Annotated in this window: 22 protein-coding genes; 10 read left to right on the top strand and 12 right to left on the bottom strand. The window is 55.5% G+C overall.

Going from position 1 to position 17,816, the window contains the following annotated elements; genetic code table 11:
* Positions 1-6: 6 nt before the first annotated feature.
* Positions 7-942 carry a diguanylate cyclase gene (locus ACA053_RS17200; RefSeq protein ID WP_497393199.1) on the top strand — a complete coding sequence of 312 codons (936 nt, stop codon included), beginning with the start codon at positions 7-9 and terminating at the stop codon, positions 940-942.
* A 280-nt stretch (positions 943-1,222) separates the two neighbouring features.
* Here the strand turns inward: ACA053_RS17200 and ACA053_RS17195 are convergent, their stop codons facing one another.
* Both ACA053_RS17195 and ACA053_RS17190 read right to left on the bottom strand, forming a co-directional pair.
* Positions 1,223-1,492 (bottom strand): hypothetical protein, encoded by a 270-nt coding sequence (locus ACA053_RS17195; protein WP_497393198.1) that lies wholly within the window; start codon positions 1,490-1,492, stop codon positions 1,223-1,225.
* 95 nt (positions 1,493-1,587) lie between these two features.
* Positions 1,588-1,947: a DUF6124 family protein gene (locus ACA053_RS17190; RefSeq protein WP_109632589.1), complete on the bottom strand. Its 360-nt coding sequence runs from the start codon at positions 1,945-1,947 to the stop codon at positions 1,588-1,590.
* 488 nt (positions 1,948-2,435) lie between these two features.
* Between ACA053_RS17190 and ACA053_RS17185 the strand changes: the two genes are divergently transcribed.
* The 3 genes from ACA053_RS17185 to ACA053_RS17175 all read left to right on the top strand — a co-directional run bounded on the left by ACA053_RS17185 (position 2,436) and on the right by ACA053_RS17175 (position 4,324).
* A complete protein-coding gene (locus tag ACA053_RS17185) occupies positions 2,436-2,738 on the top strand; it encodes an ArsR/SmtB family transcription factor (RefSeq protein WP_109632588.1) in 303 nt (100 codons plus the stop codon).
* 204 nt (positions 2,739-2,942) lie between these two features.
* Positions 2,943-3,917, top strand: coding sequence for a zinc-dependent alcohol dehydrogenase family protein (locus ACA053_RS17180; RefSeq protein WP_497393196.1), 975 nt, complete (start codon positions 2,943-2,945; stop codon positions 3,915-3,917).
* A 41-nt stretch (positions 3,918-3,958) separates the two neighbouring features.
* Positions 3,959-4,324, top strand: a complete 366-nt coding sequence (locus ACA053_RS17175; protein WP_109632583.1) for an antibiotic biosynthesis monooxygenase family protein — start codon at positions 3,959-3,961, stop codon at positions 4,322-4,324.
* Positions 4,325-4,415: 91 nt separating this feature from the next.
* Here the strand turns inward: ACA053_RS17175 and ACA053_RS17170 are convergent, their stop codons facing one another.
* Positions 4,416-4,577, bottom strand: a complete 162-nt coding sequence (locus tag ACA053_RS17170) for a DUF2986 domain-containing protein (protein ID WP_497311921.1) — start codon at positions 4,575-4,577, stop codon at positions 4,416-4,418.
* Positions 4,578-4,660: 83 nt separating this feature from the next.
* Positions 4,661-5,356 carry a tRNA (adenine(22)-N(1))-methyltransferase gene (locus ACA053_RS17165; protein ID WP_497393195.1) on the bottom strand — a complete coding sequence of 232 codons (696 nt, stop codon included), beginning with the start codon at positions 5,354-5,356 and terminating at the stop codon, positions 4,661-4,663.
* A gap of 223 nt (positions 5,357-5,579) precedes the next feature.
* On the opposite strand from ACA053_RS17165, the gene ACA053_RS17160 reads away from it, so the two are divergent.
* Positions 5,580-6,074 (top strand): cupin domain-containing protein, encoded by a 495-nt coding sequence (locus tag ACA053_RS17160; RefSeq protein WP_497311917.1) that lies wholly within the window; start codon positions 5,580-5,582, stop codon positions 6,072-6,074.
* Between the two features lie 14 nt (positions 6,075-6,088).
* Here the strand turns inward: ACA053_RS17160 and ACA053_RS17155 are convergent, their stop codons facing one another.
* On the bottom strand, positions 6,089-7,006 hold the full coding sequence (locus tag ACA053_RS17155) for a LysR substrate-binding domain-containing protein (protein WP_497311915.1): 918 nt from the start codon (positions 7,004-7,006) through the stop codon (positions 6,089-6,091).
* A 639-nt stretch (positions 7,007-7,645) separates the two neighbouring features.
* Here ACA053_RS17155 and ACA053_RS17150 point away from each other — a divergent pair.
* Positions 7,646-8,851, top strand: a complete 1,206-nt coding sequence (locus tag ACA053_RS17150; RefSeq protein ID WP_497393194.1) for an epoxide hydrolase family protein — start codon at positions 7,646-7,648, stop codon at positions 8,849-8,851.
* Between the two features lie 226 nt (positions 8,852-9,077).
* A complete protein-coding gene (locus tag ACA053_RS17145; RefSeq protein WP_109632571.1) occupies positions 9,078-9,536 on the top strand; it encodes a MarR family winged helix-turn-helix transcriptional regulator in 459 nt (152 codons plus the stop codon).
* Positions 9,537-9,618: 82 nt separating this feature from the next.
* Here ACA053_RS17145 and ACA053_RS17140 read toward each other — a convergent pair whose 3' ends face one another.
* From ACA053_RS17140 to ACA053_RS17120, 5 genes are all read right to left on the bottom strand, one after another.
* Entirely contained in the window at positions 9,619-10,041 is a 423-nt protein-coding gene (locus tag ACA053_RS17140; RefSeq protein ID WP_497393193.1) for a hypothetical protein, read from the bottom strand.
* A gap of 141 nt (positions 10,042-10,182) precedes the next feature.
* Positions 10,183-11,214 (bottom strand): NADPH-dependent aldehyde reductase Ahr, encoded by a 1,032-nt coding sequence (ahr, locus tag ACA053_RS17135; RefSeq protein ID WP_497393192.1) that lies wholly within the window; start codon positions 11,212-11,214, stop codon positions 10,183-10,185.
* A 214-nt stretch (positions 11,215-11,428) separates the two neighbouring features.
* Positions 11,429-11,857, bottom strand: coding sequence for a nuclear transport factor 2 family protein (locus ACA053_RS17130; protein ID WP_109632565.1), 429 nt, complete (start codon positions 11,855-11,857; stop codon positions 11,429-11,431).
* A 198-nt stretch (positions 11,858-12,055) separates the two neighbouring features.
* Positions 12,056-12,418: a hypothetical protein gene (locus tag ACA053_RS17125; RefSeq protein WP_109632563.1), complete on the bottom strand. Its 363-nt coding sequence runs from the start codon at positions 12,416-12,418 to the stop codon at positions 12,056-12,058.
* A 131-nt stretch (positions 12,419-12,549) separates the two neighbouring features.
* Positions 12,550-13,122, bottom strand: a complete 573-nt coding sequence (locus ACA053_RS17120; protein ID WP_497393191.1) for a chorismate mutase — start codon at positions 13,120-13,122, stop codon at positions 12,550-12,552.
* Positions 13,123-13,312: 190 nt separating this feature from the next.
* On the opposite strand from ACA053_RS17120, the gene ACA053_RS17115 reads away from it, so the two are divergent.
* On the top strand, positions 13,313-14,218 hold the full coding sequence (locus tag ACA053_RS17115) for a LysR family transcriptional regulator (protein WP_497393190.1): 906 nt from the start codon (positions 13,313-13,315) through the stop codon (positions 14,216-14,218).
* A gap of 3 nt (positions 14,219-14,221) precedes the next feature.
* Here ACA053_RS17115 and ACA053_RS17110 read toward each other — a convergent pair whose 3' ends face one another.
* Positions 14,222-14,623 (bottom strand): RidA family protein, encoded by a 402-nt coding sequence (locus ACA053_RS17110; protein WP_497393189.1) that lies wholly within the window; start codon positions 14,621-14,623, stop codon positions 14,222-14,224.
* Positions 14,624-14,820: 197 nt separating this feature from the next.
* Complete coding sequence (locus ACA053_RS17105) at positions 14,821-15,183, bottom strand: hypothetical protein (RefSeq protein WP_497393188.1); 363 nt, start codon at positions 15,181-15,183, stop codon at positions 14,821-14,823.
* Between the two features lie 218 nt (positions 15,184-15,401).
* On the opposite strand from ACA053_RS17105, the gene ACA053_RS17100 reads away from it, so the two are divergent.
* Positions 15,402-16,946: a T6SS phospholipase effector Tle1-like catalytic domain-containing protein gene (locus tag ACA053_RS17100; protein ID WP_497396197.1), complete on the top strand. Its 1,545-nt coding sequence runs from the start codon at positions 15,402-15,404 to the stop codon at positions 16,944-16,946.
* Complete coding sequence (locus tag ACA053_RS17095; protein WP_497393187.1) at positions 16,946-17,602, top strand: DUF2931 family protein; 657 nt, start codon at positions 16,946-16,948, stop codon at positions 17,600-17,602. The genes ACA053_RS17100 and ACA053_RS17095 overlap by 1 nt, the downstream gene beginning before the upstream one ends.
* Positions 17,603-17,816: the final 214 nt, after the last annotated feature.

The raw sequence follows: 17,816 nt of genomic DNA, 5'->3' as shown, positions 1-17,816 counted from the left end.
CAATCGATGCAAACTTGGTTGCCACATTCCTTTAACCGTCCAAAACTCCTTATTGTCGACGACCAACCGACTAATATCCGGGTACTTCATGAGCTATTTCGTGAGGACTGTGATGTGTTCATGGCCACCAGCGGTGAGCAGGCAATCAGCGTATGCCAGGCCCAACTGCCCGATTTGATTCTGCTGGACGTGGTCATGAAGGGTATGGATGGGCATGAAGTATGCCGTCGACTCAAGGTTGACCCTACGACCCAAGGCATCCCCATCATCTTCATTACCGCACAGCAGCAGGAGTCAGATGAGGTGCTGGGTCTGGAGCTTGGCGCGGTGGACTTCATCACCAAACCCATCAATACCACCATTGTCAGAGCACGTGTGCGAACACATCTAACCCTGAAACTACAGAGCGATCTGCTGCGTTCCATGGCGTTGATAGATGGTCTTACCGGGGTGGCCAATCGACGCAAATTTAATGAGGACATATTGGCGGATTGGCGTCAGTGCTTTCGAGAGCAAAAGCCGCTATCGCTCATTTTGGTGGATGTCGACTATTTCAAACGCTACAACGACCGGTACGGACACCAGGCTGGAGATGACTGTTTGAAATCCGTTGCCCAAACGTTATCTGAAACGGTTAGACGGCCCTATGACCTGGTCGCTCGGTATGGTGGCGAAGAGTTCGCCTGCGTTCTGCCCAATACAGTTCTTTCTGGTGCGGTCGAGATTGCAGAAAGAATGCAGGAACGTGTTCGGATATTGGGCATCGAACATTCTGCTTCTGATGTCGATCGCGTGCTGACAATCTCTCTAGGTGTCGCAACATTGACGCCCACTGGCGAACTAGGATTCGAGGCTTTGATAGAAGCTGCGGACAAGCAACTCTACGAAGCGAAGAACGCGGGCAGGGCGCGGGTATGTTCATCTGCAATGTCGTCCAGTTAAGAGTTTCTCCTGTTTCTGACTGCATGTTTGGTTGGAGCTTACTTCCGGCAGCAAGGCGGTAAAGGGAGCGGCTAATTAACGCGAAAATCAATGGATAATCTCCACTACCTTGCTTTACGTAAGCTGGCGATCAGGGCAAATGTACCTGTCCAGTTTGCTGCTTGGCTTTGGGCCAGCCCTTCGCGACCGGCTGCTTCTGGCCGAGAACGACCTGTCATGAAGTGCCGCTATCGACCCGAAGCAACCCTGCATGCCAACCGCTTTAACCCGCAGGTATGAATCACTGGCCAGATTCCACGCGTTGTATAGCTTCGAGAAGCTGGCCGTCGAAATACTCGGTGTCATCTCGTTCCTGTGCTTCCAGGCGTCGCTTTGCCTCGGCAAGCATGGGTGTCACAGCGATGCCCTGATTCAAAAAAGTGGCGACCATAAGATCATTCAATTTTGCGAGAGGTGTACCCCATGCATCCCTGCAACGCTGCATCAGTCCTGTGGGAGCATCGCCACACCACGGACCTGATAGTTTCGAGACTGCCAGGTTGGAAGTCATGAACCTGCCTCTGAGAGAAAGTGAATGTTTGTCGGCACAGCGTTCAGCACCGGCATAGTGAAGGTGCAATGCCTTCACTGTGCCGGGTTCAGTGATTACGTCGGTGGAACGAGGTTATCCAGCATCCGATTCACCGCCAATTCCCCGAGCATGATGACCTGCTGAAGCGCCAGCAAGGTGTTGCGGTGGGAGCCCTCCACCAACCCCGCGATATCGCTGGCCATGACACTGGCCGACGCCATCGACTCACATGCTTGAACCAGCAAGGTTTCGTCGTCGACATCCGGGGCAATCATGAAAATGGTGCTGGGTTTGCGTGGAGTGTTCATGAGCGCCGCCGGATTGAGGTAGAAATCGAGCGCGCGTTCGGCGGCTTCGTGCAGTTTTCTTGAGTCGAGGGTTTCGTAGGGGGAGGCCGGATCGGTGTCCGGTGGGTTGGGTGTGATCTTGAACATTGATGAAACTCCATATGGATTATTGGAGCCATCACCCTCGCTACCAAACGAAGGGTGGCGGCCATACGAAGGTTGGTAGACCGGCCCACATGGAAAATCCGGCGCGCCCGAGGGCGCCCTGCGCATGGCCACCATAAAACGAATGCCAAAAAGGCATTTGCATAAAGTGAAGCTATGCGTCATGCGGACAACGGGCTACCAAACCCGATCGCTGTTTTTCAGCGACAGGGAAACGATAAGGCCCGGGCCACGGACGCACAAGCCGGCGGATTCTGGCGTAACCGTAGGCAACGGCGCAAGGATTTGTAGCCTTTGGGAGGTAACGCGGAGTGTCGTTAAACAACGGCGTTAAACATGCAGGCGCTCGCTTTCAACGTCTGGACGCTGACGGCCTTCAGGCGCGGCCATCAAACCAACGCGGCCAACCGTCTGTCATCCAGACTGCATTCGCACATTGACATATCGGGAAATGCCGATATCATCGCGGCATGGAATTACTCGAAATATTCAAAGCTCTCTCGAACCGTACGCGCCTTGAAATCCTGAAAGGTTTGAAGGACCCAGCCAAGAACTTCCCTCCGCAGGATGAAGGGGACGTTCATACGGTGGGAGTCTGCGTCAGCAGTATTCAAGAAGGCGTCGGGCTGTCGCAGTCAACGGTTTCTGATTATCTTGCAACTCTGCAACGGGTGGGCTTGGTCGACGTCACGCGCATCGGTCAGTGGACCTATTACAAGCGAAATGAAGCAACCATCCGTGTTCTAGCGGAGATCATAGGGAAAGAGCTGTAATTTTTTGCCACGTGATATCGAAAAATCCCGATATCCCTTTTTATCGAAATGAGGATTTGCAATGACATAGCACACGGGGCGAGTCACGTCCGAGTACCCGCAGCATCGGTGAGGATTCTCGCCGTAGAGAAAGAACTGTTATTTTTTTTACCACATGATATCGAGAAATCTCGATATCCCTTTTTGTCGAAACGAGGATCAAAAATGAAAGCGCTGATACTTAAATCTTTTGGCGGCCCGGAATCGTTCGAACTTCGCGAGGTGCCCAAGCCAGTGCCGCGTGCGGGACAAGTCCTGGTGCGGGTACACGCAACCTCCATCAATCCGTTGGATTACCAGGTTCGACGTGGCGATTATCCCGACCTGGTACAACTGCCGGCCATTACCGGACACGACGTATCGGGCGTTGTCGAAGCAGTCGGGCCGGGTGTGACGTCCTTCGCTCCGGGAGATGAAGTCTGGTACACCCCACAAATATTCGACGGGCCAGGAAGTTATGCCGAGTACCACGTTGCGGCCGAAAACATTATCGGGAAGAAGCCTGCCTCGCTAAGCCATCTTGAGGCGGCAAGCCTGACCTTGGTTGGCGGTACCGCGTGGGAAGCACTGATCGTGCGTGCGTCGCTCAGAGTGGGGGAAAGCATTCTGATACATGGCGGCGCGGGAGGCGTCGGTCATGTGGCGATCCAAATGGCAAAAGCCATGGGAGCAAGAGTGTTCACGACCGTGCGCGAAGCAAACATTGAATTTGTACGAAGCTTGGGGGCCGACGTGATCATCGACTATGAAAAGGAGGATTATGTCGACGCCATCATGCGGGAAACGAGTGGCCGTGGAGTCGATGTCGTGTTCGACACCATTGGCGGCAACACACTGTCGCGTAGCCCCGACGTGCTCGCACAACTTGGCCGCGTTGTCTCGATTGTGGACATCGCACAGCCACAAAACGTCGTTCAGGCCTGGGGCAAGAACGCCAGTTATCACTTCGTGTTCACAAGACAGAACCGCGGCAAGCTGGATGAGCTGAGCGCATTGGTGGAGCGCGGTCAGCTGCGGCCACACGTTGGCGCTGTCTATTCGCTTGCCGACATTGCGCTCGCCCATGCCCGGTTGGAGAGTCCCAATAACGGCATTCAAGGAAAAATCGCGATTGCAGTCGAGCCATCGCTCATCTCGTAAGTGCGTACTTTTAACCGCTTAAGTCATATCAGAGGAACGCCATGATTTATGAGATCGCTTTGCTCCCCGTCCACAAAGAACGCATTGAACAGTTCAGGTGTGCATTTGCCGAGGTTGCTCCTTTGCTCACCCGCGCAAAGGGTTACGGCGGCCACTTGCTCGCGCAAGGCATCGAAACCCCGCAGCTATTCAACCTGATCGTGCGCTGGGCTTCACTCGAGGATCACACGCCAGGCTTCGAAGAGAGTGAAGACCATCGGGTGTTCATGATGGGCTTACAGGAATATTTTTCGGAAGAACCGACGGTCTATCACATTGAGGGGGCAGCTTTTGCTACAGGCGAACATGATGACCCTGACAGTGCCGTTGGCATGAGTAATACCGGTACTAAAAGTTTGTGGCTTTAACGCGACTGGGCCGTCGTCGGAAATTTGCAGTCTTGTTCTCGACAGATTTGTAATGATCGGGGACGGCCCGGTGGTACTTACGACACATCAATCAGCTCTCAGCGACAACGATTGAGTCGTCACTGGATTCAGCCGCCAGTTTCAATCGGTCGGCTTTACTGATGTATTTAGACTTGCTTTGAGGTGCCAATTTGGCACTGGCCTTTTTGGCGTGGGCCTTTAACAACTGCTTTATTTTTTTCTGACGATTCATGTTTTTCGCTCAGCTTGAAATTCTTGAATAATGCCTTGCCTGATCGACGCTCGGCGACTGTTCGTACAATCCCTAAACCCGTTTCACGCCAGCAGTTCGGTGATCCATCGGGCCTGCCGGGCGACGTCCTGCACCTTTTCCTCGGGCACAGCCTGCCGCGCTCGGGCGAAGTGGGTCAGGGTTTGCTGCTTGTGGCGCAGTATGCGCTGCCACTTGACCAGGAACGCCGGGCTGCGTGCCTGCATCTGCAGCGGGCCGAAGTACAGTTCCTCGGCGGTGTATATCACCGGTCCGGCGCACTCGGCGACGATGATTTCATAGAAGAAGCGGTTTTCCCGCAGCAGTTCCTCGCAGAGGATGCGGTAGCCGTTGTCCATCAGCCATTGGCGCAGGGGCTGCTCGCCGCCGTTGGGCTGCAGGATCAGGCGTTCCTGGCCGTTCAGATGCGCCTTGCCGCTGTCGAGGATGTCGCGGATCGTCTCGCCGCCCATGCCGCAGATGCTGATCGCGGTGATCCGGTCTTCCGGCTCGATGGCCGCCAGGCCATTGGCCAGGCGCACGGTGATGTGCGGGTCCAGGCCGCTTTCGCGCACGGTGCGTTCGGCCGAGTGGAACGGCGTCAACGCCACTTCGCCGGCCACTGCCGACGCGATGGCGCCCCGGCGCATCAACGCCACCGGCAGGTAGCCGTGATCCGAGCCGATATCGGCCAGGCGTGCACCGGCGGGTACATGCGCCGCCACGCGTTCCAGGCGCATGGACAATGTCTGTTCGTTCAACCGCAACCCCTTTTCACCACGAGCGTCCGGCACGTTGGCCGAATCGGGGCGCCATTCTGTCGAGCAATGCCGTGCATTTCAAATTCTTGCGACCGGGGCCATGGCTCGACCCGGTTATTGAACTGATTACATAGCGTATCAACTGAAATGCGCATCGGCGGCATTATCACAACAGGGGGCGACAACTACATTAGAGAGGACATTTTTTCTCAGGGTGCCTCTCATGATTCAGAGCATGATGAAAACTGCTTGCCTGACAACGCTTCTTGTCGTGGGTGCAGCAATATCGGTTGTCCAAGCACAACCCTTACCGCTGGGTAAAACCGGCGCTTTGTATAACGAAGACGTGGAGTGGCGTAGTTTTGCGGCGTTTCCGAAAGAAGTAAAACTGGCTGTCCTGGTCGGTGATCCTGCCAAGCCAGGCCCCTACGTTGTGCGAGTCAAAGTGCCGAACGGCACGAAATTAATGCCCCATACCCATCCTGAAGACCGTATCTACACCGTAGTGGCCGGTGTGTTTTATATCGGCTTCGGTTCTGTGTTTGATCCGGACAAACTGGTCGCTTATGGCCCGGGCAGTGTAGTGGTGCTCCCGGCCAATACTCCGCATTTTCATTGGGCCAGGTCGGGGGAGTACATCTCTCAGGTTTATGGAACAGGTCCGCTGGGGCTTGAGTATATTGATAGCCGTGACGATCCTCGTCATGCGTCAAAGTAAATAAGAAAAGCGGCTCACCCTTTGGCTCGGTGACGCAAGCGCGAGTACGAAATCAGCATGCTGGTCAGTTCCTGCGTGACTTGGGTCAAGGGTGACACCCGGCGGCTGATCAGACACACCTCACACGACGCCAACAGCTCCGGAATCGAAATGCTGATAAGCGATGAGGAAAACAGCTTCATGCCGGGAAGCATGCCGGGCTCCAGGGTCAGGTAATCCGTCTCGGAAATGATGTGCAGGAGTTCCAGCAGCGATTCGGTCGTGATCGCGATCTTCGGTGGCGGTAAGCCGTGGGCTTTGAACCGCTCGATCAGATGGTTCTCCGCGCTGCCGACGACTCCCGCCGGCCGGACGCTGATCCACTGGCAATCGGCCAAATCGCGCACTGATCGAGCACTCGCCAAGGGATGGCCCTTACGCGCAATGACGCTGGTTTTCGAGCTGTAGAGCCGCTCGATGTTCAGGTCTATATCGAAGACGTCGGGACTCAGTGGACCCATCACAAAGTCGAGCCGGCCAGCGCGAATCATCTCGATCAGCATACGGGTCTTTCCGCTGGCGACGTGCAGCTGCACGTTAGGAAAACGGTGGGTAAAACTGCTGAAGACCGGCATCAAGCACGCAGCCATGGGTTCCGCTGTGACACCCAAGGCGATCTGGCCCTCAGGCGTTCCATTCCACTGGCGGACGTCTTGTACCGCGCGATCGCAATCGAGAATGATCGAGCGTGCCCGGGTCAGGAAAACCTTGCCGGCCAGGGTCAGGCTGATGCCTTGATTGGAGCGCATCAACAAGGTGACCCCGAGCTCTCTTTCCAGACTTTGAACCGACTCTGTCAGCGTGCTTTGGGCAACGTCCAGTTCTCGCGCCGCGGAACGAAAGCTGCCCCTGTCGACCACTGAGCAGAACGCTCGTAGCTGGATCAGCTTCATGAAGCCGTGATCCAGTTGTTGCCGTTGTGGCCACGGGAAGCGTGATGGGTGTTGCTCAACAGGGTGCGGCTGCTTCCGGTGTTCATGGCTGGATCTCCAAACGGCAATGTTGTGATGGCTTGTTATCGTAATCGATTAGATCGCATGCGATGCATAAATATTCTCCCAAAGACCTGGTGATGTCAAAGCGGACGTTGCGCCTTGGCGACGAGCGGTGTGGGCGGAAAAACCGAAGGTGATCGCTTTTTCCGTTCTTCTCGACCGCTTGATCGCGCCTATAAAATCAGTCCTGTCAAATAGTTACGTGATTTTCTGCTATTTGAATCTCAATAAAAATCTCAAGGAGTCATCGATGAGCAACATTGAAAAAGTCGGCGTAATTAAACTTCCTGCTTTGTTTCCCAGGCTATAAAAAACACCGCTCAGGTTTGTTACAGCTCCCGCGATAGATACCTATTTGTCGTTATTGTCCCGTGTTTGAAAAATACGGCCCGCGTGTGACTTCGCGACGTAGAAGCCTGTATGCCAAAAACTCTAAAACTACTTTCCCTGACCAGACGTAACTTCTGCGGCGCTGCTGCAGTGGCCTGTGCCGCTGCACCGCTAGGGTTACTCGGTTTATCAACCAGGACTGACGCTATGACCAATACTCCAACAAAAGCCGATAGTGTTTCCGCTGAAATACGGCCCTTTCATTTCAGCGCCAAAGAGTCTGAACTTGCAGAGTTGCGTAGACGGATAGAAGCAACAAGATGGCCGGACAAGGAAACAGTCAATGATTCCTCCCAAGGTGTACAACTGGCGACGATCCAGAAACTGGCAAGGCACTGGGCGACCCAATATGACTGGCGGGTAATCGAATCGAAAATAAACGCCGTTCCAAACTTCATCACCCATATTGATGGCCTGGATATCCACTTCATTCATGTCCGCTCAAAACACGAGAATGCGCTACCCCTATTGATGGCGCACGGCTGGCCCGGGTCGGTGATCGAGTTGATGAAAGTCATCGGGCCACTCACCGATCCTGCCGCGCATGGCGGCAGTGCCTCCGATGCGTTCAGCCTGGTGATTCCATCGATGCCGGGTTACGGCTTCTCGGAGAAACCGACCGGGCCCGGTTGGAATCCCGATCGTATCGCCGATGCCTACATCGAGTTGATGAAGCGTCTCGGCTACACAACGTATGGCGCGCAAGGTGGCGACTGGGGTTCTATCGTTGTCGACCTGATGGCTGTAAAGGCGCCACCTGGCTTGATCGGTATTCATTCGAACATGCCCGGCGTCATCCCGCCTGAACTGGATGCGGCGTTATTTCGCGGCGAGCCTGTACCCAATGGTCTTTCTGAAGAAGAGAAGCGCGCGGCCGATCAACTCGCCAATACGTACAAGCACATCGGTTACGCCATCATGATGGGGGATCGGCCGCAGTCGCTGACAGGCCTCAATGATTCACCGGTTGGGTTGGCGGCCTTCATGCTTGATCATGATCCTAAAAGCTACGAGATGATTGCGCGATCCATTGACGGGCAACCGGAAGGCCTCACACCGGATGACGTCCTCGACAACATCACGTTGTTCTGGCTGACCCAGACGGCCGTTTCCTCGGGGCGGCTCTATTGGGAAAACAAGTCAACATTCTTTGCCGTCAAGGGCGTCAACATCCCGGTCGCGGTGAGTGTGTTTCCTGATGAACTGTATACGGCGCCGAAAAGTTGGTCGCAGAAGGCGTATCCCAAACTCGTGCATTACAACGAACTTTCCAAAGGCGGGCACTTTGCTGCGTGGGAGCAGCCGGCGCTGTTCTCGCAGGAAGTCCGGGCCGGATTTAAATCGCTGAGGTAAGTACCAAACCCACAGGCATCGAAGAACTGATCTTGTAATGATCAGAATGGCTCGGTTCGGATCACGTGAAAGTGATCCGAACCGAGCAACCCAGGGGCATCGGTGAACCAGTCGTCGGCCATCACAGTGTTTAGGACGGACGACGCAGCGAGCACTTCCGATACCATCGCATGCGATGTATAGTCGAATCTTGCAGTCTATCCGTCTTTGGCCACAGAGAATGCTCATGAAACCCACCAAAAAGACAGCTGCCCTCGACTTGAAGCTTTCCGACTTCCTGTGTTTTGCGGTCTATTCCTCCAACCTCGCTTTCGGCAAGGCTTACAAGCCAATGCTCGAACGGCTCGGGCTCACCTACACGCAATACATCACCCTCGTTGTGCTGTGGGAAGAAGACAACCAGACTGTAGGGAGCCTCGGCGAAAAGCTGTTCCTCGAATCCAACACCCTCACGCCAATCCTGAAGAAACTGGAAGCGATGGGTTACTTGCTACGCCAGCGCGACCCGGAAGACGAGCGCCAGGTACGCATCAGCCTCACAAACGAGGGACGAAAACTGCGTGAAGGCCTTACGGAAGAAGGCTTCCCGCAAACCGGTCTTGATCCCGACGAATTCGTGCAAATGCAGCAAGCCATTGTGAAATTGCGGGACAACCTGATCCGTACTACGAAAGACAGGGAATAAGCCGTTTCGAATGCAGGGGATGAGGCGCCCCCGACTGACTCAAAACAATGAATCCGCCCCGTTATCGCATTCTCTCCAGTGGCTACTTCACTGCGCCAGCCGGCCTGATATCGCCGCAAAAAATATCGACGTTGCCATTCGCCGGAGCCGTTCGCACGACGATGTAATACTCGTCGGCAAGCAGATCCGGCAGGGCGATCGGTGCGCTTCTTGAGAACGACCAGCCGCGTACCGCTTCGCGCTTGGTATTGACCTTGTCGTTCATTGCAAAGGCCACTGGCCCGGGTTGCTGGCAGCTGCCTTTATGAATGAAGCTGTAGAGACGCAAGGGCAGGGTCGCTCCGCTTGGAGCACCACTGATGAAGAAGCTGAGCCCGGTTTGTTTGTCCCAGCTTGTCAGCGTTACATTGCCGATCTGCCCGGTGTTCTGTCGGGTGGCAACCAGCGGGACAGACACGCCATGGTCGGTTGAAATGGTGCAGCCGCACAGGCTTGCGCTGATCATCAGGGTTGCAAGCGAATGTCTGGGGATCATTGCCAACTCCTGCGTAAGAACTGCAAGGGGTGATTAGCGGGTGCTGCTGGGGATGAGGCTGTCGATGGATTGAGGCTCGGGTGCCTGGTTATCCATATCAGCGTCAGTCCCTCATTTGCTCGCATCCAGCACCACGCGGTAACGCGCCTTGCCGCTGCGCAGGTGATCGATCGCTTCGTTGACCCGGCTCATGGGAAAAAGCTCGACCTGCGGCAGGATCTGATGACGTGCGCAGAATTCCAGCATGGTCGCCGTGGTACTCGGCGAGCCGACCGGCGAGGCGGACAGGGTCTTTTGTTGGGGGATCAGGTTGAACACATGCACGGGAATAGCGTCGGGCACGATGCCGACAAAGTGCAGGCGCCCCTTGCCGCGCAGGGTGGCGAGCATGGCCGTCCAGTCGAGGTTGGCGTTGGCCGTCACCAGCAGGAAATCCAGGGTGCCGGCAATGGCTTTCAGCGAGTCGCTGTCGGTCGAGGCGACGACGTTGTGCGCGCCGAGGCGCCGGGCTTCGTCGGTCTTGTTCAACGACGAGGTAAATGCGGTGACCTCGCAGCCCCAGGCGTTGAGAAAGCGAAGCGCCAGATGACCGAGGCCGCCGATGCCCACCACGCCGACCCGATCAGTGGGTTTGACACCGAATTCCAGCAGCGGGTTGAACACCGTCGAACCGGCGCAGAACAGCGGCCCGGCCATCGACGGGTCGAGTTCACCCGGTATCGCCAGCGCCCAGGCCCAGTGCGAACGCACGCGGTCGGCAAAACCGCCGTTGCTGCCGATGATGGTGGGTTTGGCGGTGCCGCACAGATGGTGGGCGCCGCCGATGCATGATGAGCAATGCATGCAACTGCCCTTGTACCAGCCGATGCCCACCCGTTGCCCCACCTGAAGACCGCGGACCTGCGCACCCACTCGCACAATGCTGCCGACCACCTCGTGGCCAGGGATAAAAGGGTAGCTGCTGACGCCCCATTCGTTATCGATCAGCGACTGGTCGGAGTGGCAGACGCCGCAATATTCCACCGCAACTTCCACCTCCTCATCCCCCAATTGACCGGGGTCGTAGCTGTAACGCTCCAGTGGCGCGCCGGCGACCATTGCGGCCCAGCCGGTGAAGGACGTGACTTCGGTGCTATCGCTCATGGGAGACCTCCAGATCAGGAGACACAAGGGGACTGCTCAGACGTCGCCGCGGAGCAAGGGAAGTGCGGCGACCGCATGAAAGGATAGTCCGGGATCTGGAACCAAGGGCGCGGCCCGACAATCAGTTCTTCCGGGTTGCCGCGCCTTGATCGCGATCGGTACCCGCAAGCGAGGTGCCAGGCCGCAGCACCTCCCTGCGAACGATGCAACGCAATCAGGCTTTACTGGCCGCCAGATAAGCGCCAAGGCGTTGTCCCATTTGCTCTCCCAACGCTTGCAAGGCACTGAATGGGCGGACCATTACCTCGAACTCGACGATTTTCCCCTGTTCATTGAACCGGATCATGTCGATGCCCTTCAGCTCTTTGCCGCTGACTTTGGCGCTGAATTCCAGAACGACGCTCAGGCCGTCGGCGGTTGACAGTTCGCGGTGGTAGGTAAAATCCTCAAACACTTTGACGACCGTGTTGAGAATCATCGAGACCACGGGCGCTCCCGGGTAGGGCTTGTGAGCCATGGGCGAGCGAAATATTGCTTGTGGGTCCAACAATTCGGGCAGGGCGCTCAAGTCGCCCTTGAGGATCATGTCGTGCCATTGGCTCAGGGATTTTGCGGCGTTGGGATGCAGGTTCAGCTCAGACATTTTCAATTCCTGTATTTTTGTTGTTCTGTAAAACGCTCCGGTGTGGCACATGCAGTGTCGCCTGATGGCTTGCCGCAAGACTTGAATAGTGCCGCGAAGATCGACTGGAGGCTATGCGAATGTACTAAAAGTAGCTCACGAAAAAGCCCGGCTGGTTAGGCCGGGCTTTTTGTTGGGTACCGCTGTAAAGCCATTCATTCAGGCGACGCGGTTTTCGAGCAGACGGTCAGAACCACCTTCAGCGACGCGGTTTTCGATCAAACGGTCAGAGCCACCTTCAGCGACGCGGTTTTCGATCAAACGGTCGGAGCCACCTTCGGCAACGCGATTTTCGATCAGACGGTCGGAGCCACCTTCAGCGACGCGGTTCTCGATCAAGCGGTCGGAACCACCTTCAGCAACGCGGTTTTCGATCAAGCGGTCGGAGCCACCTTCGGCAACGCGGTTTTCGATCAGACGGTCGGAGCCGCCTTCAGCGACAACCGGGTGCGCAGAAGTAGCGGCAAAAGCGTTAACTGCAAAAACCGAGAAAGCGATGCTGAGAAGGAATTGGCGTTTCATGATTTTGTGCTCCGGGGTGTAGTTGTTTGGTATGGCGCTGATGTTACGCCCCGGAGTTTTTAAGAGAACTTCATTGAGTTAATGGTGACTATTGATGCAGTCAATGGCTGACCGAAACGGGCATCGCCCTGTCACTGATCCGCGACACACAGCTCCCCGGTAGCGCGTATCAATGCCTGACCATGCAGCTGATCCTTGATCAGGCCGGCTCGCGCCTCGCCCAGCCAGTCCGGGCAGTTCGGGTCTTTGCGAAAGGGCGCGAAGTCGGCGTATTGCTGCAGCAGGCGACTTTGCAGCTCATCCAGCTGAGGCCTGATCTGCTTGGCGAGGTCCGGACGCGGTGTGTCCGGCGCCTTGCCGGCCGCTCGCCAGTTCGCGAGCAGCCCGTACTGCACCAGTTTGTTGGCTTCAATCTGTGCAGCGATCAACTCGGCGACCTGTTCCGGGTCCAGTTTTCGTTTAACGGCCAACTTCCTGGCATTGGAGATGACTTGTGCTTCGCGGACACTGTCCTGAATCGCCTTGCCGCTGTCCCACTTGGTCAGCGCCACCAGATCAGCAATGTTCAGACGCTCGTTCATCGTCACCAGCAGCGGTTGCAAACTGGCGGGTGCCGGGGAGGGCGTGCTCGCCTGTGCGCCGCCAGCGAGTAAACCGATCAGGGCGCAAGTCAGCAGCTGCGGGATGCGTGGGGAGCAGGGCATAAGCAAAACCTCATTAGAACTCGTATTTTCAATCAGGTGATGTGTATCACAAGCGGACGCCAAGCATACAACGCTTGGAGCGCCTGCTGAGTTAGACTCAAACGCAGAACAAACCTACTGATTTCAGTCATCAATGTGCAGATTCATGGACAGTAAGGCTGGATGTTCATCATCAAGCGGGTAGACCACAGTGAATCAACTTTTAGCAATGCGTGCTTTTGTACGTGTTGTGGAAACAGGATCTTTCAGCCGGGCTGCCGACCAACTGGCGCTTCCACGTTCGACGGTCAGCAAGTTGATCACCGACCTCGAAAAGCACCTTGGCATCAAGCTGATGCACCGAACTACCCGCGCAGTCGCCGCCACATCGGACGGGCTGGAATACTACAGTCATTCAATGCGCCTGATTGCAGAACTAGATTCCGTGGACACCGCCGTCCGTGGTAAAAAACTCAAGCCTGGCGGGCATCTGAGGATTGATGCGCCAGCCTCATTCGCCAATTGCCTGCTGATACCCGCGTTGCCTGATTTTCATCGCGAGTATCCCGATATCACCGTTGCTTTAGGCATCAGCGACCGACCAGTGAATATCGTCGGCGAGGGCGTGGATTGCGTGATTCGTGCCGGTGAACTGGATGACATGACGATGATCGGGCGCAAGCTTGTCGACCTTCACTACGTCACCTGCGCGGCCCCCGCTTACCTCGAACGCATGGGGATGCCTTCTACCCCGAATGATCTCCAGACTAACCATGTTCAGGCAGGCTACTTCTTTGCCACGACGGGGAAACCGGAACCCTTGATTTTCGAGAACGGCACTCAACGATATGAAGTCGGTGACTGCGAATTCTCGACGAATGACGGTAATGGCCTTAAAGAAATGATGCTCGCGGGCCTGGGTATCGGGCAGCACTTCAGGCGCATCGTTCAGCCTTGTCTGGACGCCGGCGAGTTAGTGGCCGTTTTGGAAGACTGGTCTCGACCCGCCATGCCGTTTCATGTCCTCTATCCACCCAATCGACATCAAAATGCCCGGCTGAAGGTTTTTATCGATTGGGTGATTCAGACATTCCGAGAGGCGTCGCCCGCTCATTGAAACTCAAGGAACAATGGCGGTAACGCGGATTTCAATGCGCATCGTTGGCAGTCCAAGTGACGCGACTCCGAGTTGCGTCCAGATGGGAGCGTGGTTGGGCATGTAATGCCGATATAGCCTGGCCATCGTCTCGTTAACTATCGGAGGGAAACCTGCGACATGGTAAGAATTGACGTGGACCACATGCTCCCAACCGGCACCTGCCGTCGCCAGGGTTCGCTCCAGGTTTTGAAACGCCTGAACAATCTCGTCCTCGATCGATTCGGGGATCTGCAGATCGTCATCCCAACCGCCCTGGCCGGAAGTCTCAACTCGATCGCCGATTCTTAGCGCTTGAGAGTAATGCAATGCATTGAGCAGGGTTTCCCCATAGCCGGGCGTAACAAAAAACTCGGGCTTGTTCATTTTGATCCTCTGTTCAAGTTCATGGCAGGTAGAGGCTTCTACCTGCTGTTGATGCTAATAGACTGAAAAGAGGATCAATAGCCGCTAAAGCTGTCATGACTATCCATGTGCGTGGATAGTTGAAATAGCGTGGTGCACGAAAAAGCCCGGCTGATTAGGCCGGGCTTTTCGTTGAGTACTGCGGTGAAACCAATCATTTATGCGGCGCGGCTTTCAATCAGTCGGTCAGAACCACCTTCAGCGACGCGGTTTTCGATCAGTCGATCAGAACCACCTTCGGCAACGCGGTTTTCGATCAGACGGTCGGAACCACCTTCAGCGACGCGGTTTTCGATCAGTCGATCAGAACCACCTTCGGCAACGCGGTTTTCGATCAGACGGTCGGAACCACCTTCAGCAACGCGGTTTTCGATCAGACGATCCGAACCACCTTCAGCCACACGACTTTCAATCAGACGATCCGAGCCACCTTCAGCGACAACCGGGTGAGCAGAAGAAGCGGCAAAAGCGTTAACTGCAAAAACCGAGAAAGCGATGCTGAGAAGGAATTGGCGTTTCATGATTTTGTGCTCCGGGGTGTAGTTGTTTGGTATGGAGCCGATCTTACGCCGCGGATTTTTTATGAGAACTTCATTGAATTGATGGTGACTATCGACGACGGCAATGTATGGACAACACTCAGTTTCAGTGGGTGATGGCCTCTGGCTATGCATTGCTTCACTGGATCCACAGTGGCACCCTCAGCGCCCGCTGTACCAAGGAGCCAGGTGATCAAGGAATGAGTGGATACGTCCCCAACCCCCCGAAAAACTATCGATACGACGAAGCCAAACCCGTCGACATCCATGCCCAGCGCTGGGCGGAATACGAGAAACACGGCAAGGCACCGGCGCCTGCGAAAGAAAAAATCAGGGTCGCGTTGCGCATTGGGGTGTTCTTTGACGGGACGCTGAACAATGCCGGCAATTCGGCCTCGGGGCTGCTTTGCGGCGCACATCATCCGATCCAGCCAGCGGATGTCGATGCGAGTTGTAAGCCATATATGGCGGATCCTGAAGGCAGTTATGGCAACGATGTCAGTAATGTCTTCAAGCTCTATGAGCTTTATCCGACATCGGAAGTAGCCGGCAGCGATGCTTCAGCCAAACTCGTACTTCGCAGTTTGTATGTCGATGGGATCGGTACGGATGCAGGCGTTGAGGACAGCATGGGGGCCGCGGCCACAGGGCGAGGAGATACCGGTGTCGCGGGGAAGGTGCAAAAAGCGTTTGTCGCCATGAAAACACTGATCAAGGAAGTGGCAGATCGTAACCCCGGTAGCGAGATCACATCGCTCACGTTCGACACCTTTGGATTCAGTCGAGGTGCTGCCGCTGCCCGACATTTCGCCAATGAAATCGTACGTTGCAAACAAGGGCCTTTGGGCGAAGTGCTGCGTAGCAACCCTAGGGGCTTCAGCTCCAGTTTTGGTGGCCAGTACAACAGCGAAATCATCATGGGGTTTATCGGACTCTTCGATACCGTCCCCTCGATCGCGGGGGTCACAAACATTGGTAGCATCCAGAGCCCGATAGCGCCGGGGATCAAACTCTACCTTGATCGAAAATACTTTACCGATGTTGTTCAGTTGACCGCGCGAGATGAAATTCGAGCCAACTTCGCGTTAAGCACGGTCATTCCCGCACACACAGAAATATCTGTTCCAGGCGTGCATTCGGATATCGGTGGAGGTTATCGGGAGGAAGTGGAGGAGTGTGTGCTGGTCAGCCCTATGCAGGCCCTTACGATACGAGAGGGAGCAGATATTCGAACCACTTCAATTTATCGTGACGCCCAGCAGCAAAAAGCCAAGTGGATCGCCAACGGCTGGCCGGAGACAATGCTGGAAATTGTGACTCCGAAACAGAGCCTCTTGCCGAAGGCAGAGCAGAGCACCGGGTTCAAGCAGGTCCGAGCGTACGCAGGTTTGCAGTTAAAGCGTTCGGTCAGTGGCAAGCTGTCAGTGGTGTATCTGCATTTGATGCATAAATTGGCGAAGGAGAAGGGTGTGCAGTTCATCGATATACCAAAAACCTCTCAGTACTCTGTTCCGTCGGAGCTCCAAGCTCTCCGAGACAGATTTCTTGGTGGTAGCTACGAAGTCACTGCCACAGAAGACCAAGCGCTCAAATTGCATTACATCCATATGTCAGCCAACTGGAGCAATCCAATAGGATTAAGTCGAGAGCGTGGCGTAGATCTCCGCTACACCAATGCGCCCACCGCAGATGGCGTGCGCGTGCGTCATCCCCACGTGCAGGATTCAAGCTGGAGAACGTTTTGATGCGTGTCTTGGGAATGTTGTTGGGACTGCTATTGGTTTCAGGCTGCCAAGCTACAAACCTTGTATCACCCGAAACGGAACTCACGAGAAAGTGGTGGAGCCTCAGCTTCAACGAGCCGTACTACATGAAAGCTTGGGTCGAAGACAGCGCGGTTGAAGACATCAACGGTAAGCTGTTCCACCGTACAGGGGGCGGTACGGCAGCGGGTGGAGAGCCAGAGAACAGTACAGAGTCCGCTCGAGGGTGGGGCGAAATAACCGGAGGCATTCGTGAGGTGGTTGGTGCCGAATTACCCAAACGTATATTTGTTCGCTGGCAGTCGATAGTCGAACCCCAAACGTACCGAGTATGGGTCGATATTCCAGAAGAGGCCCGACAAATCATGCGCGCTACCTGGAAAGAACCTTGCCCTGCATCACCGGATGAGCCCGCAGGTAATGTCGCGCTGGTTTATGTTGGCGTGGCACCCGGTGGAGTTGTCCAAGTGTGGGTAGCGGATAAATGCATGAAGGCCGTCAAGGTCGCTCGGGCGCAAGCAGAGATAGAACCGATGGGCCCGGACCAAGGCAAAAGCCAAGGGCAATATGCCTATCCCGTCAGCGACAAGGCGAAGCGCTACATCAGCCAATACGGCATCCCTTACGGCAGCTGGTAAAAGCCAAAAAAGCCGGAGCCCGTTTCATTTACTCCACAAACCCGGAATATCAGCCGTCGCAAACCTGTCGTCGGCTGCATAACTCACCCACGATCGCAGGGCTATGCTTTACCTCCTCAGCTATCAACGGTCTCCAGGAAATCAGGCCGCTTCATCCGTCCCCGTCTACAAGCATTTCCTGCGAGGTTTCATGCTCTGGTCGAGAGGATAAACC

The sequence above is a fragment of the Pseudomonas sp. LBUM1672 genome (assembly GCF_059695655.1).
Note: the sequence above shows the minus strand (reverse complement) of the source record. Positions and strands in the feature narration are given on the sequence as shown.

Bases quoted from the DNA above. Each gene is read 5' to 3' on its own strand.
- ACA053_RS17125 (WP_109632563.1), bottom strand. From the start codon at position 12,418: ATGAAACGCCAATTCCTTCTCAGCATCGCTTTCTCGGTTTTTGCAGTT.
- ACA053_RS17140 (WP_497393193.1), bottom strand. From the start codon at position 10,041: ATGATCAGCGCAAGCCTGTGCGGCTGCACCATTTCAACCGACCATGGC.
- ahr (WP_497393192.1), bottom strand. From the start codon at position 11,214: ATGAGCGATAGCACCGAAGTCACGTCCTTCACCGGCTGGGCCGCAATG.
- ACA053_RS17120 (WP_497393191.1), bottom strand. From the start codon at position 13,122: ATGCCCTGCTCCCCACGCATCCCGCAGCTGCTGACTTGCGCCCTGATC.
- ACA053_RS17095 (WP_497393187.1), top strand. From the start codon at position 16,946: ATGCGTGTCTTGGGAATGTTGTTGGGACTGCTATTGGTTTCAGGCTGC.
- ACA053_RS17110 (WP_497393189.1), bottom strand. From the start codon at position 14,623: ATGAACAAGCCCGAGTTTTTTGTTACGCCCGGCTATGGGGAAACCCTG.
- ACA053_RS17100 (WP_497396197.1), top strand. From the start codon at position 15,402: ATGAGTGGATACGTCCCCAACCCCCCGAAAAACTATCGATACGACGAA.
- ACA053_RS17180 (WP_497393196.1), top strand. From the start codon at position 2,943: ATGAAAGCGCTGATACTTAAATCTTTTGGCGGCCCGGAATCGTTCGAA.
- ACA053_RS17160 (WP_497311917.1), top strand. From the start codon at position 5,580: ATGATTCAGAGCATGATGAAAACTGCTTGCCTGACAACGCTTCTTGTC.
- ACA053_RS17195 (WP_497393198.1), bottom strand. From the start codon at position 1,492: ATGACTTCCAACCTGGCAGTCTCGAAACTATCAGGTCCGTGGTGTGGC.
- ACA053_RS17170 (WP_497311921.1), bottom strand. From the start codon at position 4,577: ATGAATCGTCAGAAAAAAATAAAGCAGTTGTTAAAGGCCCACGCCAAA.
- ACA053_RS17130 (WP_109632565.1), bottom strand. From the start codon at position 11,857: ATGTCTGAGCTGAACCTGCATCCCAACGCCGCAAAATCCCTGAGCCAA.
- ACA053_RS17145 (WP_109632571.1), top strand. From the start codon at position 9,078: ATGAAACCCACCAAAAAGACAGCTGCCCTCGACTTGAAGCTTTCCGAC.
- ACA053_RS17175 (WP_109632583.1), top strand. From the start codon at position 3,959: ATGATTTATGAGATCGCTTTGCTCCCCGTCCACAAAGAACGCATTGAA.
- ACA053_RS17155 (WP_497311915.1), bottom strand. From the start codon at position 7,006: ATGAAGCTGATCCAGCTACGAGCGTTCTGCTCAGTGGTCGACAGGGGC.
- ACA053_RS17190 (WP_109632589.1), bottom strand. From the start codon at position 1,947: ATGTTCAAGATCACACCCAACCCACCGGACACCGATCCGGCCTCCCCC.
- ACA053_RS17185 (WP_109632588.1), top strand. From the start codon at position 2,436: ATGGAATTACTCGAAATATTCAAAGCTCTCTCGAACCGTACGCGCCTT.
- ACA053_RS17200 (WP_497393199.1), top strand. From the start codon at position 7: ATGCAAACTTGGTTGCCACATTCCTTTAACCGTCCAAAACTCCTTATT.
- ACA053_RS17150 (WP_497393194.1), top strand. From the start codon at position 7,646: ATGACCAATACTCCAACAAAAGCCGATAGTGTTTCCGCTGAAATACGG.
- ACA053_RS17105 (WP_497393188.1), bottom strand. From the start codon at position 15,183: ATGAAACGCCAATTCCTTCTCAGCATCGCTTTCTCGGTTTTTGCAGTT.